Source organism: Streptomyces sp. 142MFCol3.1 (assembly GCF_000424945.1).
Lineage (GTDB): Bacteria > Actinomycetota > Actinomycetes > Streptomycetales > Streptomycetaceae > Streptomyces > Streptomyces siamensis.
Genome location: NZ_AUKV01000047.1, coordinates 36,572 through 50,519, shown reverse-complemented (window position 1 = coordinate 50,519; position 13,948 = coordinate 36,572). Strand labels below are relative to the sequence as shown.

Below are 13,948 nucleotides of genomic sequence, written 5' to 3'. Positions count from 1 at the left end.
GCGAGGACGGCGAGGACGGCGAGGACGGCGAGGACGGCGAGGACGGCGAGGACGGCGAGGACGGCGAGGACGGCGAGGACGGCGAGGACGGCGAGACAGGCGTGACGGATGTCTTGACGACCTATGGGAGCGCTCCCATACTGCTCCGAAGTCAATCGGTTGAACGACCGAAACTTTCGGAGGCAACCCGCAATGAGAACCTCCAGAACATCCTTAGGGAAACGACTCTCGGCCTTGTTCACGGGCGCCGCGGCCGTGGTCGCCCTGCTCGCGGCCGGGACGACCGCCCACGCAGCCGACACCCCGCTGCGCGACCTCGCCGCCGCAAGGGCAAGGTCATCGGCACCGCGGTCACCGGCTCCAAGCTCACCGGCGCCTACGGCGACATCGCCGGCGGGCAGTTCAACTCACTGACCCCGGGCAACGCCATGAAATGGGGCTCGGTCGAGCCCACCCGGGGCAGCTTCAACTGGTCCGAGGCCGACCAGATCGTCGCCTTCGCCCAGGCCCACAGTCAGCAGGTGCGCGGGCACACCCTCGTCTGGCACAGCCAGAACCCGAGCTGGCTGACGAACGGCACCTGGACGCAGGCGCAGCTCAGCAGCCTGCTCCAGGACCACATCACCACCGAAGTCACCCGGTACAAGGGCAAGCTGGCGGCCTGGGACGTGGTGAACGAGCCGTTCAACGAGGACGGCACCTACCGCTCGACGCTCTGGTACAACGGCCTCGGCGCCGACTACATCGCCCAGGCGCTGACCTGGGCGCACGCCGCCGACCCGAGCGCCAAGCTCTACATCAACGACTACAACGTCGAGGGCGTCAACGCGAAGAGCACCGCTCTCTACAACCTGGTCCGGTCGCTGAAGGACCGCGGCGTCCCGATCGACGGCGTCGGCCTTCAGGCCCACCTGATCCTCGGCCAGGTCCCCGGCACACTCCAGCAGAACATCCAGCGCTTCGCCGACCTCGGGGTCGACGTCGCCGTCACGGAGCTGGACATCCGTATGCAACTGCCCGCCGACAGCGCGAAGCTGGCGCAGCAGGCCGCCGACTACAGGGCCGTGTTCGACGCGTGCGTCGCGGTCACCCGGTGCGCCGGTGTCACCGTCTGGGGCTTCACGGACTCCGACTCCTGGATCCCGGACGTCTTCCCGGGTTACGGCGCGGCGACCCCGTACGACGAGAACTACGCCCCGAAACCGGCGTACTCCGCGATCGCGACCTCGCTGGGCGGGGCGTCGACGCCGCCTCCCACCGGCGCGTGCACGGCGACGTACAGCGTCACGAGCCAGTGGAACACGGGCTTCACGGGTCAGGTGACGATCACCTGCTCCGGGGCCGCGCTGTCGTCGTGGAAGGTGAACTGGACGTACGGCGCGGGCCAGCGGATCACCCAGGCCTGGAACGCCACCTGCACGCAGACGGGTGCCACCGTCAGCTGCTCCAACGCGTCCTACAACGGGACCGTACCGAGCGGCGGTTCGGTGTCCTTCGGCTTCAACGCCTCGTGGAGCGGGAGCAATCCGGCCCCGACGGTGACCCTGGGCTGAGCGCGCACCGCGATCGCTGAGGTACGCCTGAGAAGTCTGGGAATTTCCCAAGGAAACCCGAGAACAGGTTCCTGCTCGTCATAATCCGGACTTACGTTCCTCTGCGTGACGGGTGAGGACGAACACGGGGACGACCACGAGGGCGTCGCGGGACACGGCGGCAGACGGCACCTGCTGAAGGCGGCCGGCGCCGTTCTCGCCGGCGTCCTCGTGCTCTGCGCATCCGGCGCCGGCTGGGCGTACCGGCACCTCGACCACAACATCAAGAGCGTCGACATCGACAGCGCGCTCGGCGACGACCGGCCGGCCGGGGCGTCAGCCGGCACCCACCCGTTTTTTGCACCCTCCTGACCTGCGAAAACGACCTCGGCAGAAAAACTTCGAAGAAATTCCGCAGCAGTGTCGATACCGGCGTGCCCCGTTCGACGCATGGGTGAGAGGCGGGGAGGAGCTCCGCCTCCGAAGCCCAAGAGTCACGGATACGAGGAGTCACCATGCCGCGCTACCTGTCGCTGGTCCAGATCGACGAGAGCACCGCGCCCGCCGAGGGCCCGAGCCCCGAACTGATGCAGCGGATGGGCGAGCTCATCGAGGAGATCACGAAGGCCGGGGTCATGCTCGACACCGCCGGGCTGACGCCCAGCGCCCAGGGCAAGCGGGTGCACTGGCAGAGCGGCCAGCTGTCCGTCACCGACGGGCCCTTCACCGAGTCCAAGGAGGTCGTCGGCGGCTACGCGCTCATGCAGTGCAAGGACATGGCCGAGGCCCTGGAGTGGACCAAGCGGTTCCTGAAGGTGCACGAGGAGCACTGGACGGTGACCTGTGAGGTCCGGGAGATCGCGGAGGGCTGACAGGGAGTCGGCCGGGGCCCCGCCCCGGCCGCCCGGGCTCACGCCCGCCCCGGGGGCCGCTTGGCCCGGCCGCCCGGAGGGTGTCTGATGGTGGGCTGTGGAAGAGCAGCCCACCTTCACCGCGGCCGGGTCCGGCGGCAACGCCCTGGAGACCGTCGAGACGATCTTCCGGATCGAGTCGCCGCGCATCATCGCCGCCGTCGCCCGGATCGTCCGGGACGTCGGCATCGCCGAGGAACTCGCCCAGGACGCACTGGTCGCGGCCCTGGAGCAGTGGCCGCGGGACGGCGTGCCCGACAACCCGGGCGCCTGGCTGACGGCCACGGCCAAGCACCGCGCCATCGACCTCGTACGCCGCCGGGAGCGGTACGCGCGCAAGCTGGAGGAGGTCGGCCGGGACCTCTCGCTGTCCGCGCCGCATCACGTCGACGAACCCTCCGACCCGGACGACATCGACGACGACCTGCTCCGCCTCGTCTTCACCGCATGCCATCCGGTCCTCTCCGCGGAGGCCCGCATCGCGCTCACCCTGCGTCTCCTGGGCGGCCTGACGACCGCCGAGATCGCCCGCGCCTACCTCACGTCCGAGGCGACGGTCGCCCAGCGCATCGTGCGCGCCAAGCGGACGCTGGCGGCGAAGGGCGTCGCCTTCGAGGTCCCGTGCGGCCCCGAGCGGGAGGCCCGGCTGGGGTCGGTCCTGGAGATCATCTACCTGGTCTTCAACGAGGGCTACGCGGCCACGACGGGCGACGACCTGCTGCGCCCCGCCCTGTGCGAGGACGCCCTGCGGCTGGCGCGCGTGCTCGCCGAGCTGATGCCCAAGGAGCCGGAGGTGCACGCGCTCGCCGCCCTGCTGGAGCTCCAGGCGTCCCGCACGCCCGCCCGCACCTCCCCCTCGGGCGAACCGGTCCTGCTCAGGGACCAGAACCGCCGCCGTTGGAACCGCATGCTGATCCGCCGCGGCTTCACCGCGCTGGGCCGGGCCAACGCCGTCGCCGCGGGCGGCCCGGGCCCGTACGCCCTCCAGGCCGCCATCGCCGCCTGCCACGCGCAGGCGTACGCGTACGAGGACACGGACTGGGGGCAGATCGCCACCCTCTACGGCCTGCTGGCGGCCCGTACGCCGTCCCCGGTGGTCGAGCTGAACCGTGCCGTGGCCGTCTCGATGGCCGAGGGGCCCGGCCCGGCCCTGGAGATCGTCGACGCCCTCGCCGGTGAACCCGCCCTGCGCGACTACCACTTGCTGCCCAGCGTCCGCGGCGATCTGCTGGCCCGGCTCGGTCGCACGGAGCAGGCGCGGGCGGAGTTCGAGCGCGCGGCAGCGCTGACGCGCAACGAACGGGAGCGGGAGCTGCTGGCGGCCCGGGCTCGCGAGCTGGGCGGGGCGTGATCGAACCGCCGTCACTCCGTTCCCGAGGTGATCAGCTCCCAAAATGATCAGCGAAGACTTACAGCTGCGCCGCTGCCGTGCACGGGCGTGACGCTCTTCGTTCGCCCCGAAGTACCCGGTGACCGCGTCCACCGACGAGGACACCGGGTACTTCGGGGCGACCACGATGGGGTGGCGCGCGCCGAGCAGCGCGGCGCGGGCATACCCGGACAGCCGGCGCGGCGGCACCACGGCGGGCGCCGCGACGAACGTGTCGGCCCGCTGCTGTGGACGGACGTCACCGCCCGCACCGCCGACACCAGGTCCTACCTGGTCAAGGGCGCCGCGAACCCGGGCACTCCGGCGGCCTTCGGCGGCACCGGCTCGGTGCCGACGGCGGCACGGAACTCCGCGGGCGCGGCGATCAGTGCGAGCAGCGGCCGGTGGACGTACGCGCCGGACTGCAACGGTCTTGCCCCGCAGGGGAGTTCGTACTCCTCGGCCACGGTCGGCGGGCCGGCCGCGGGTGCCACGGCACGGCGCCGCGGTCCGTCGCCGTGCCGGACCTCGCTCCGCTCAGCAGTCGCCACCAGCGGTAGGCGGCTGCGCGGGTGCCCCCACCAGCATGGTCGGGGCACCCGCCACCCGCGTCAGGAACACCGTCGCGGAAGCGGGCCCCTGCGGCTTCACCTTCCGCCGCAGCTCCTCCGGCTCCACGGCCGAGCCCCGCTTCTTGACCGTCAGCACACCGACCTCGCGTTCCCGCAGCAACGCTTTCAGGCGCTTGACGTTGAAGGGCAGCAGGTCGGTGATCTCGTAGGCGGAGGCGTACGGCGTCGGGCGCAGCTCGTCCGCCGTGACGTAGGCGATGGTCTCGTCGATCAGGCCGCCGTCGAGGTCGTCGGCCACCTCCGCGACCAGGTGTGCGCGGATGACGGCGCCGTCCGGCTCGTACAGGTAGCGGCCGACCGGACGCACGGCGGGATCGGGCAGGCCTCGGCCGCGCAGCTCGCGCGGGCCGGGCAGCAGGGTGGCCCGCACCAGTCCCGGCTCGGTGCCGAACCACAGCACGGCCTCCTTCACGTCCCCGCCGTCGGAGATCCACTCGGCCTCGGCCTCGGCGGGCACCGTCTCGTGCGGGATGCCGGGGGCGATCTTCAAGGCGGCCGGCGGCGCCTTCGTCGCCGTCTCGACCGCCCAGGACAGCGGCGGCGAATAGGCCTCCGGGTCGAAGATCCGGCCGCGGCCGCCGCGCCGTGCCGGGTCCACGAAGAGCGCGTCGTACGCGGAGGTGTCGACGGCGGTGACATCCGCCTCGCGGACCTCGATCAGCTCCGAGAGCCCCAGCGCGTCCGCGTTCGCGCGGGCGACCGCCGCGGTCAGCGGGTCGCGGTCGACGGCGAGGACGCGGATGCCGGCGCGGGCCAGCGCGATCGCGTCGCCGCCGATCCCGCAGCACAGGTCGGCCACGGAGCGGATGCCCAGCTCCTGGAACCGCCGCGCGCGGTGGGCCGCCACGCTCGTCCGCGTCGACTGCTCGACCCCGTTCGAGGTGAAGAACATCCGCTCCGCGTCCTCGGCCCCGAACTTCGCCGTGGCCCGCTGCCGCAGCCGCTCCTGCCCGAGGGCGGCGGAGACCAGCTCGGCCGGGTGCTCGCGGCGCAGCCGGGTGGCCACGGCCAGTTCCCGCGCCGGGTCGGTGCCGCGGACCTCGTCGAGCAGGGCGCGGCCCTCGGGGGTGAGGAGGGAGGCGAAGGAGACGTCGTTCACCGGCCCATTGTGGGCCAGTCGGTGGATGCTGCGCGTCCGGCAGTGGGGCCGCGGTGGTGTCGGGGCCTCGTGAGGGGCTCGCGCGGGGAAGATCCCGCACCATGCGATCAGTGCGACAAAATGATAAAAACGCCGCAATGCGGGCCGGTGTTCGCGTCGGTCTTGCCGTGCTCGCCCTCACCGCTCTCGTCTCCGGCTGCTCCGGCGAGGAATCCGGCGTCGAGGGAACCCCCGGCCAGCCGGCGAAGGTGAAGGCTTCCCCCGCCGCCGGCTCCTATGCCGACCGGGTGAGCAACACCCAGGCCGAGCGCGTCGCCGCCGCCAAGCGCTGGGGCCTGGACAGGGCGCCGCTCGTGCCCCCGGCGCCGCCCGCCATGAAGCCGGTGATCAAGGCCCGCGACGGGTTCGAGGTCGACGGCCAGGAGGAGGAGGGGCTGCCCCCGGTCTTCACCACCGTCCCCACCAAGGACAAGGTCGTCTTCCTCACCATCGACGACGGCGAGGAGAAGGATCCGAAGTTCCTGCGGATGATGAGCGACCTGAAGATCCCGTACACCGCCTTCCTCAGCAACTACCTGATCAAGGACGACTACGGATACTTCCGCGAGATGCGCGACCGCGGTGTCAGCCTCAACGACCACACGCTGCACCACCCGTACCTCCCCGGGCTGTCGTACGACGAGCAGAGGGAGGAGATCTGCGGCATGCAGGCCATCATGACGAAGCAGTTCGGCAAGCGCCCGACGCTCTTCCGGCCGCCCTACGGCAACTACGACGGCGACACCCTGCGCGCCGCCAGGTCCTGCGGCATCAAGTACGCCCCGATCTGGGACGAGGAGGTCTACGTCGACCACTGGGAGTACCGCGAGGACGACCGCGACCTGCACCCCGGCGACATCGTCCTCACCCACTTCCGGGGCCGCGCCGACTGGGACGGCACGATGACCGACATGGTCCGCCGCTTCCTGAAGAAGGTCACGGACAAGGGGTACGCGGTGGCGCGCCTGGAGGACTACCTGTGAGGCTCCGGGTGCGGCGCCCGGCGCGCCCGCGGCCACCGCACCCGGCGCGGGGCGGGGTGCGTGCGCTCGGTGCCGGACTGCTCGCCGCCGTGCTGCTCACCGGCTGCGCCCAGTCCGTCGACCCCATCGAGCGGCTGGGCAAGAAGGCGGCACAGAAGGTACGGCCCCGGGAGCCGGCGTACCGCCGCTGGGGCCTCGCCGCCCCGCTCGCCCGCCCGCCGCGCCCGCCCGCCCGGACCGTCGCGCGCCCCGCCGGTCCCGGACTGCCGCCCGTCGTGGACCACGTCCCCACCCACGATCGAGTGGTCTTCCTGACCTACGACGACGGCGCCGAGCGCGATCCGCGGTTCGTCGACATGGTCCGTGAACTGCGGCTGCCGGTCAGCATGTTCCTCACGGACACCGTCCTGGGGCCGGGGTACGGCGACTTCGCCCGGCTCCGCGCGGTCGGCGCGAGCGTGCAGAACCACACCCTCGACCACGCCTCCCTGCGCGGCCTGCCCTATGCCGGCCAGCGCGCCGAGATCTGCGGCCAGCAGGACAAGCTCAAACAGCGCTTCGGCATCCGGCCCCGGCTGCTGCGGCCCCCGTACGGCACCTACGACCACACCACGCTGCGCGCCGCCGCCGACTGCGGGGTCGCCGCCGTCGTGCTGTGGCGGGCCTCCATGCGGGCGGAAGGGCTGAGCTACGAGCAGGGGCACGAGCTGCGGCCGGGCGACATCGTCCTGGCCCGGCCGGAGGACACCGGCGGAGTGACGCTCATCGACTCCACGACCCGTCTGCTGCGCCGTATCCAGGCGCAGGGATTCACGGTGGCCCGGCTGGAGGACTACCTCTGAGCTCCGCCTCGTCGAGGGGGAAACGGACGAGAACACGCGCGGACGCGCGCCGAGGTTTTGCGGACATGTAAGCGCCGCGTTGGCACTCCGCTTGACCGAGTGCTAATCGCAGTCATAGTCTCGGCCCTGGCACTCCCCCCTGGAGAGTGCCAATAGCGACGGGCAGGTCCGGCACCCGCGACGACGGATCGACCTGGTCGCCACCTCAGACAGTTAACCCCGTGAGATCTCCGAAGGGGGAGGTCGGATCGTGACGACCGCCAGCTCCAAGGTTGCCATCAAGCCGCTCGAGGACCGCATCGTGGTCCAGCCGCTGGACGCCGAGCAGACCACGGCCTCTGGCCTGGTCATTCCGGACACCGCCAAGGAGAAGCCCCAGGAGGGCGTCGTCCTGGCCGTGGGCCCGGGCCGCATCGAGGACGGAAAGCGCGTCGAGCTCGACGTCACCGTCGGCGATGTCGTGCTGTACAGCAAGTACGGCGGCACCGAGGTGAAGTACAACGGCGAGGAGTACCTCGTCCTCTCGGCCCGCGACGTGCTCGCGATCGTCGAGAAGTAATTCACCCAGAATTGCAGTGAACTGCGCCCCTGGCCCCCGCGACGTCAACAAGCCGGGCGCCGGGGGCGCCGTTCGTTTCTCCCAGTTTTCCGAGAGGGCTGAACCGCTCCTATGGCGAAGATCCTGAAGTTCGACGAGGACGCCCGTCGCGCCCTTGAGCGCGGCGTCAACAAGCTTGCCGACACGGTCAAGGTGACGATCGGCCCCAAGGGCCGCAACGTCGTCATCGACAAGAAGTTCGGCGCCCCCACCATTACCAACGACGGTGTCACCATCGCCCGCGAGGTCGAGGTCGAGGACCCGTACGAGAACCTCGGCGCCCAGCTGGTGAAGGAGGTGGCGACCAAGACCAACGACATCGCGGGTGACGGTACGACCACCGCCACCGTGCTCGCCCAGGCGCTCGTGCGCGAGGGCCTTCGCAACGTCGCCGCGGGTGCCTCCCCGGCGCTGCTGAAGAAGGGCATCGACGCGGCCGTCAAGGCGGTCTCGGACGAGCTCCTCGCCACCGCGCGCCCGATCGACGAGAAGTCCGACATCGCCGCCGTCGCCGGTCTGTCCGCCCAGGACCCGCAGGTCGGCGAGCTCATCGCCGAGGCGATGGACAAGGTCGGCAAGGACGGTGTCATCACCGTCGAGGAGTCCAACACCTTCGGTCTGGAGCTGGACTTCACCGAGGGCATGGCCTTCGACAAGGGCTACCTGTCGCCGTACTTCGTTACGGACCAGGAGCGCATGGAGGCGGTCCTCGAGGACCCGTACATCCTCATCCACCAGGGCAAGATCAGCTCCATCCAGGACCTGCTGCCGCTGCTGGAGAAGGTCATCCAGGCCAACGCCTCCAAGCCGCTGCTGATCATCGCCGAGGACGTCGAGGGCGAGGCCCTCTCCACCCTCGTCGTCAACAAGATCCGTGGCACCTTCAACGCCGTCGCCGTGAAGGCCCCCGGCTTCGGTGACCGCCGCAAGGCCATGCTCGGCGACATCGCCACCCTCACCGGTGGTCAGGTCATCGCCGAGGAGGTCGGCCTCAAGCTCGACCAGGTCGGCCTGGACGTGCTGGGCACCGCCCGCCGTGTGACCGTCACCAAGGACGACACCACGATCGTCGACGGTGGCGGCAGCTCCGACGAGGTCGTCGGCCGCGTCAACCAGATCAAGGCCGAGATCGAGAACACCGACTCCGACTGGGACCGCGAGAAGCTCCAGGAGCGCCTCGCGAAGCTGGCCGGCGGCGTGTGCGTCATCAAGGTCGGCGCCGCCACCGAGGTCGAGCTCAAGGAGAAGAAGCACCGTCTGGAGGACGCCATCTCCGCGACCCGCGCCGCGGTCGAGGAGGGCATCGTCTCCGGTGGTGGCTCCGCGCTCGTCCACGCCGTGAAGGTCCTCGAGGACAACCTCGGCAAGACCGGCGACGAGGCCACGGGTGTCTCGGTCGTGCGCCGCGCCGCCGTCGAGCCGCTGCGCTGGATCGCCGAGAACGCCGGCCTGGAGGGCTACGTCATCACCTCCAAGGTCGCCGAGCTCGACAAGGGCCAGGGCTTCAACGCCGCGACCGGCGAGTACGGCGACCTGGTCAAGGCCGGCGTCATCGACCCGGTCAAGGTCACCCGCTCCGCCCTGGAGAACGCCGCCTCCATCGCCTCCCTGCTCCTGACGACCGAGACCCTGGTCGTCGAGAAGCCGGCCGAGGAGGAGGCCGACGCGGGCCACGGCCACGGCCACGGGCACGCCCACTGAGACGACGCGCCGCACGGCGTGATGCCCTGGGCACGACGTCGAGCAGTGCCTCGCGAAGGCCCCCGTTCCCGACAGGGAGCGGGGGCCTCCCGCGTTGCCGGCGCCGTGCGAGCCTCATGCTCCACAGGGGCCGGAGCTCGCGTGGCCGCACGGGGTGTCCGGGGACCGCGGCTCCCTAGGTCTCCAGTGCGTCGAGCGCGCCGAGCTGGGCCATCAGCCCGAGCCGGTCGTACTGCCACCAGCCCTCGGCGATCTTCCCGTCCTCCTGGCAGCGGAAGACGGTCGTACCCGTCATGGTGACCGTCATCCCGCTCGGAGGGATCCCCATGAAGTCGCCGGTGTGGGTGCCGTTCCAGGTCCACCGCGTGCAGACGCGGTCGCCCTGGGCCAGCTGGTCGTCCACGGTGAAGGAGAAGTCGAACCCGCCCCGCCACATCTCGATCTCGCGCCGCATGGCGTCGAGGCCCAGGTTGTCCTGCTCGTTGGCGGGATCGTGGTCGTGGTAGTGCTCGACCATCAGGTCGTTGAGCGGCGGCAGGTCGCCCGTGGTGGCCACCGTGTCGAAGAACCGGCGGACGGTGGCCTCGTACAGCTGCTCGTCACGGATCACGTCCAGGTCCGTGAACGTCGGCGTCTCGTCGCAGAGGGCGACCATCTCCTGGAAGATCCTGTCGGTCTCCGGCAGGTTCGAGTTCCGCACGGCCTCCTCGTACGAGGGGAACTCCACGATCTCGATGAAGTGGGACGCGTCGGACCGGTCCTTGCCGATGACGCTGTGCGTCGCGGTCCGCTTCCCCCGGGTCTGCTCGACCCAGGTGTCCATCAGCCGGTTCATCTCGTCGAACCGACTCGTCTTGCAGTCGATCAGTTGCACGAATGTCATGGCGCAGCCTCCCGGCCCACGTGGTCCGGATGAATGCGTCCATTTTAGTGAGAATCCCCCTCAACTGTCGTGGTTGAAGGGGATATCACCTGAAGGCGCGGACAGGCCCTAACGGCCCCGCCCAGCTCACTGGGGCCCGTACTTCCGCCCCGTCTTCGAGGTGATCCCGCCGAGCAGCGCCCGCGGTGTCACCTTCACCACGCCCATCAGCGCCTTGTACCGCGGGTCCGGGATCGACAGCGACTTGCCCCGGGCGAGGTCCGCGAGCGCCGCCGCCACCAGCTTGTCCGCGTCGAGCCACATCCACTTCGGGATGCTGTCCGTGCCCATCCCGGCGCGCTGGTGGAACTCGGTGCGCACGAAGCCGGGGCACAGCGCCATCAGCCGCACCCCGCTGCCCGCGAGGTCCCGCGCCGCGCCCTGCGTGAACTGCACGACCCACGCCTTCGACGCGCCGTACGTGCCACGCGGCACGAACGCGGCCACCGAGGCGACGTTGACGACTCCGCCCCGGCCGCGCTCCCACATCACCTCGGTCGCCGCCGACGTCAGCCGGAGCACCGCCTCGCAGTGCACCTTGAGCATCTTGAGCTCGTCCGCCATCGATACGTCCAGATAGCGGCCCTTGTTGCCGAAGCCCGCGTTGTTGACCAGGAGGTCGACCGGGTTCTTCCGGTCGCCCAGGCGCGCGGCGACCGCCTCGATGCCGCCGTCGGTCGCCAGGTCCGCCGTCAGCACCTCCGCCTCGATGCCGTGCCGGTCGTGCAGTTCGGTGGCCTGCTCGTGCAGTCGCTTCGTGTCGCGCGCCACCAGAACGAGGTTGTGCCCGTCAGCCGCCAGGCGCCGCGCGAAGGCGGCACCGATCCCCGCGGTCGATCCCGTAATCAGAGCCGTTGTCATGGCGCAAGGTTAGTGACCTGGCCAGGCGTCCGGCGCCCGCCGCCGTCCAACACCCGGCCGTGCCCGAAGGGTTCCCCGCGCCGTGGCCCGCCCGCTACCGGTCGCCCTGGGCGGCCACATACTTCCGGGCCTTCGCCCGCGCCTCCGGGTGCAACGCGTCGCCGGCCGTCAACAGCCTTGGCAGCAGCTCCCGTTCGGTCGTCACGGCGCGGAACTGGAGGGCGACCGTGACGTCGTGGTCCGGCCGGTGCACGATCTCGATCGCGTCGCCCGTGCGGATCTCACCGGGCTCGATCACCCGCAGATACGCGCCGGGCGCGGCCTTCCGGGTGAAGCGCTTGACCCAGCCCTTCTCGCCGAGGTGCCCCTGGAAGGTGCGGCAGGGGATGCGTCCGCTGGTGACCTCCAGGACGACCTCGGAGCCGATACGCCAGCGCTCGCCGATCCGCGCGCCGGAGACGTCCAGCCCCTCGGTCGTGAGGTTCTCGCCGAACACGCCGTTGCGCAGCGGCCGGCCGAGCTCGCGCTCCCAGGCGGCGAGGTCCTCGCGGGCCACCGCGTACACCGCCTGGTCGTCCCCGCCGTGGTGGCGCCCGTCGCACACCGCGTCCCCGGCGAGTCCGCTGCCGCCGATCGACTTGGGGCCGGGCGCGGTCACCCGCACGGCGCCGTCCACCGGCTGCTTGTCGATGCCGGTCAGGCCCTCCGGCTGGTCGGTGTACGCAACGGCCTGTGCCCGGCCCAGATTCAGCGACAGAAGCTTCATGTCCTCCACGCTAGGCGACCACGGCCAAAGCGTCGACGCAATATTGGCGGCGCACCCCAAGGCTCGCTTATGCTCGGAGGGTGATCGAGGCCCGTCATCTCCGTGTCCTGCGCGCCGTCGCCGCCACCGGCTCCTTCTCCGCGGCCGGGCGCGAGCTGGGCTGCACCCAGCCGGCCGTCAGCCAGCAGATGAAGGCGCTGGAGGCCTCCGTCGGCACCCCTCTGCTGATCCGCACCGGTCGTGAGATGCGTCTGACCGAGGCGGGCGAGGCGCTGGTCAAGCACGCCGCGAGCATCCTGTCCGGTCTCACGGCCGCCGAGGAGGAGGTCGCCGCGATCGCCGGCCTGCGCGCGGGCCGGGTCCGGCTGGTGTCCTTCCCCAGCGGGAGCTCCACCCTCGTGCCGACCGCCCTCGCCGCACTGCGCGCCGCGCACCCGGGGACCCGCGTCTTCCTGGAGGAGGCCGAACCGCCGGAGTCCGTGGAGAAGCTCCGGGACGGCGACTGCGACATCGCGCTGGCCTTCCGCTACGAGGGCACGGGCGGTGAGGAGTGGGACGACCTCGTGGTCCGGCCCCTGCTGACGGACCGGCTCGTCGCGCTGGTGCCCGAGCGTCACCCTCTGGCCGCGGCCGGGTCGGTGGCCATCGGCGAGTTCGCGGGCGAGTCGTGGATCGCGGGCTGCCCGCGCTGTCGCGGACAGCTGGTCGAGGTGTGCCGGGATGCGGGCTTCGAGCCCCGCATCGACTTCGCCACCGACGACTACCCGGCCGTGGTCGGTCTCGTGGGTGCGGGCCTCGGCGTCGCGGTCCTCCCGGAACTGGCCATCGAGTCCGTCCGGCCCAAGCGGGCCCGCACGGTGACGGTGGAGCCGCCGGTGCGTCGCGAGATCGTCGCCCTCACGCTGCCGGATCTGGCACAGGTGCCGGCGGTGGCGGCGACGCTCGACAGGCTGGCGCGAGCCGCCGCCCGCTGACGGTCCGGTCGCGGACGTCGGGAGGCACGCGTGCGTGCACGTCGATGCAGGGGCACGCGCACACGTGCCCGGAGTGAAGAAACGTTCCTTCAGTTGTTCGAGGCGTGACTGCTTCCACCGGCCGATGCCGAGACCAGCCGGTTGCGCGCCCGCCCCATGAGCTCTTCGCGCTCGTCCTCGGTCAGCCCGCCCCACACGCCGTACGGCTCGCGCACCGCCAGCGCGTGTGCCGCGCACTCGGCGCGTACCGGGCATCTCATGCAGACCTCTTTGGCCGAGTTCTCGCGAGCGCTCCGTGCCGCACCGCGCTCGCCCTCCGGGTGGAAGAAGAGCGAGCTGTCGACCCCGCGGCAGGCCGCGAGGAGCTGCCAGTCCCAGAGGTCCGCGTTCGGACCGGGAAGGCGGGAGAAATCTGCCATTGCGTGTCCCCTTGTTGCCGTTCTGGGCTGCTATGCCCCACCGACCGTACATCTACGATCTAAGGAGATGAAAATATGACTCATTGCGAATCTAGCCGCAGACACCAACAAATGGGAAGAAATCGGTCTAAATGGGGCATAGGTTGTGATGAAACATTGAGGGTCCGTTGTGCATGTCTGCACCGTGTCCGCACCCTCACGTACAGTGCCGAAGACGACGGAGTGCCCCGTAACTCTTTCGAGTGACCATCGTTGAGAGTGCGGAGGCGGTTGAAGGAACAAGCGCTCGGGAAGACGGAA

14 protein-coding genes and 1 pseudogene are annotated in these 13,948 nt (G+C 70.7%); 9 read left to right on the top strand and 6 right to left on the bottom strand.

Annotated elements, in window-relative coordinates; genetic code table 11:
- Positions 1 to 192: 192 nt before the first annotated feature.
- The 4 genes and pseudogenes from H305_RS48400 to H305_RS0139950 all read left to right on the top strand — a co-directional run bounded on the left by H305_RS48400 (position 193) and on the right by H305_RS0139950 (position 3,794).
- Positions 193 to 1,553 (top strand): annotated as a pseudogene (locus H305_RS48400) (endo-1,4-beta-xylanase).
- Positions 1,554 to 1,658: 105 nt separating this feature from the next.
- Positions 1,659 to 1,904 (top strand): hypothetical protein, encoded by a 246-nt coding sequence (locus tag H305_RS0139960; RefSeq protein WP_028805411.1) that lies wholly within the window; start codon positions 1,659 to 1,661, stop codon positions 1,902 to 1,904.
- A gap of 143 nt (positions 1,905 to 2,047) precedes the next feature.
- Positions 2,048 to 2,404, top strand: a complete 357-nt coding sequence (locus H305_RS0139955) for a YciI family protein (protein ID WP_028805410.1) — start codon at positions 2,048 to 2,050, stop codon at positions 2,402 to 2,404.
- A gap of 97 nt (positions 2,405 to 2,501) precedes the next feature.
- A complete protein-coding gene (locus H305_RS0139950; RefSeq protein WP_028805409.1) occupies positions 2,502 to 3,794 on the top strand; it encodes an RNA polymerase sigma factor in 1,293 nt (430 codons plus the stop codon).
- A 305-nt stretch (positions 3,795 to 4,099) separates the two neighbouring features.
- Here the strand turns inward: H305_RS0139950 and H305_RS0139945 are convergent, their stop codons facing one another.
- Positions 4,100 to 4,363 (bottom strand): hypothetical protein, encoded by a 264-nt coding sequence (locus H305_RS0139945; RefSeq protein WP_158690657.1) that lies wholly within the window; start codon positions 4,361 to 4,363, stop codon positions 4,100 to 4,102.
- Positions 4,350 to 5,543, bottom strand: a complete 1,194-nt coding sequence (locus tag H305_RS0139940; RefSeq protein ID WP_028805407.1) for a class I SAM-dependent methyltransferase — start codon at positions 5,541 to 5,543, stop codon at positions 4,350 to 4,352. Before H305_RS0139940 ends, H305_RS0139945 begins: the two co-directional genes overlap by 14 nt.
- A gap of 137 nt (positions 5,544 to 5,680) precedes the next feature.
- Between H305_RS0139940 and H305_RS0139935 the strand changes: the two genes are divergently transcribed.
- The 4 genes from H305_RS0139935 (at position 5,681) to groL (ending at position 9,706) form a co-directional block, all read left to right on the top strand.
- Complete coding sequence (locus H305_RS0139935) at positions 5,681 to 6,565, top strand: polysaccharide deacetylase family protein (protein ID WP_028805406.1); 885 nt, start codon at positions 5,681 to 5,683, stop codon at positions 6,563 to 6,565.
- Positions 6,566 to 6,621: 56 nt separating this feature from the next.
- On the top strand, positions 6,622 to 7,407 hold the full coding sequence (locus H305_RS0139930) for a polysaccharide deacetylase family protein (protein ID WP_028805405.1): 786 nt from the start codon (positions 6,622 to 6,624) through the stop codon (positions 7,405 to 7,407).
- A 250-nt stretch (positions 7,408 to 7,657) separates the two neighbouring features.
- On the top strand, positions 7,658 to 7,966 hold the full coding sequence (gene groES, locus H305_RS0139925; protein WP_028805404.1) for a co-chaperone GroES: 309 nt from the start codon (positions 7,658 to 7,660) through the stop codon (positions 7,964 to 7,966).
- A gap of 111 nt (positions 7,967 to 8,077) precedes the next feature.
- A complete protein-coding gene (gene groL / locus H305_RS0139920) occupies positions 8,078 to 9,706 on the top strand; it encodes a chaperonin GroEL (RefSeq protein ID WP_028805403.1) in 1,629 nt (542 codons plus the stop codon).
- 175 nt (positions 9,707 to 9,881) lie between these two features.
- On the opposite strand, the gene H305_RS0139915 is transcribed toward groL, so the two are convergent.
- From H305_RS0139915 to H305_RS0139905, 3 genes are all read right to left on the bottom strand, one after another.
- On the bottom strand, positions 9,882 to 10,589 hold the full coding sequence (locus H305_RS0139915) for an ester cyclase (protein ID WP_028805402.1): 708 nt from the start codon (positions 10,587 to 10,589) through the stop codon (positions 9,882 to 9,884).
- Positions 10,590 to 10,715: 126 nt separating this feature from the next.
- Positions 10,716 to 11,489, bottom strand: coding sequence for an SDR family NAD(P)-dependent oxidoreductase (locus H305_RS0139910; RefSeq protein WP_028805401.1), 774 nt, complete (start codon positions 11,487 to 11,489; stop codon positions 10,716 to 10,718).
- Between the two features lie 94 nt (positions 11,490 to 11,583).
- Positions 11,584 to 12,255, bottom strand: coding sequence for an MOSC domain-containing protein (locus H305_RS0139905; RefSeq protein ID WP_028805400.1), 672 nt, complete (start codon positions 12,253 to 12,255; stop codon positions 11,584 to 11,586).
- A gap of 80 nt (positions 12,256 to 12,335) precedes the next feature.
- Here H305_RS0139905 and H305_RS0139900 point away from each other — a divergent pair, with 80 nt between their 5' ends.
- The gene (locus H305_RS0139900) at positions 12,336 to 13,229 is read left to right on the top strand and encodes a LysR family transcriptional regulator (RefSeq protein ID WP_028805399.1); all 894 of its coding nucleotides are present in this window, start codon (positions 12,336 to 12,338) and stop codon (positions 13,227 to 13,229) included.
- A gap of 89 nt (positions 13,230 to 13,318) precedes the next feature.
- Here the strand turns inward: H305_RS0139900 and H305_RS0139895 are convergent, their stop codons facing one another.
- Positions 13,319 to 13,648 carry a WhiB family transcriptional regulator gene (locus tag H305_RS0139895; protein WP_028805398.1) on the bottom strand — a complete coding sequence of 110 codons (330 nt, stop codon included), beginning with the start codon at positions 13,646 to 13,648 and terminating at the stop codon, positions 13,319 to 13,321.
- Positions 13,649 to 13,948 lie beyond the last annotated feature (300 nt).

Coding starts and splice junctions, on each gene's coding strand:
- H305_RS0139895 (WP_028805398.1), bottom strand. CDS start 13,648: ATGGCAGATTTCTCCCGCCTTCCCGGTCCGAACGCGGACCTCTGGGAC.
- H305_RS0139910 (WP_028805401.1), bottom strand. CDS start 11,489: ATGACAACGGCTCTGATTACGGGATCGACCGCGGGGATCGGTGCCGCC.
- H305_RS0139935 (WP_028805406.1), top strand. CDS start 5,681: ATGCGGGCCGGTGTTCGCGTCGGTCTTGCCGTGCTCGCCCTCACCGCT.
- H305_RS0139915 (WP_028805402.1), bottom strand. CDS start 10,589: ATGACATTCGTGCAACTGATCGACTGCAAGACGAGTCGGTTCGACGAG.
- H305_RS0139905 (WP_028805400.1), bottom strand. CDS start 12,255: ATGAAGCTTCTGTCGCTGAATCTGGGCCGGGCACAGGCCGTTGCGTAC.
- groL (WP_028805403.1), top strand. CDS start 8,078: ATGGCGAAGATCCTGAAGTTCGACGAGGACGCCCGTCGCGCCCTTGAG.
- H305_RS0139955 (WP_028805410.1), top strand. CDS start 2,048: ATGCCGCGCTACCTGTCGCTGGTCCAGATCGACGAGAGCACCGCGCCC.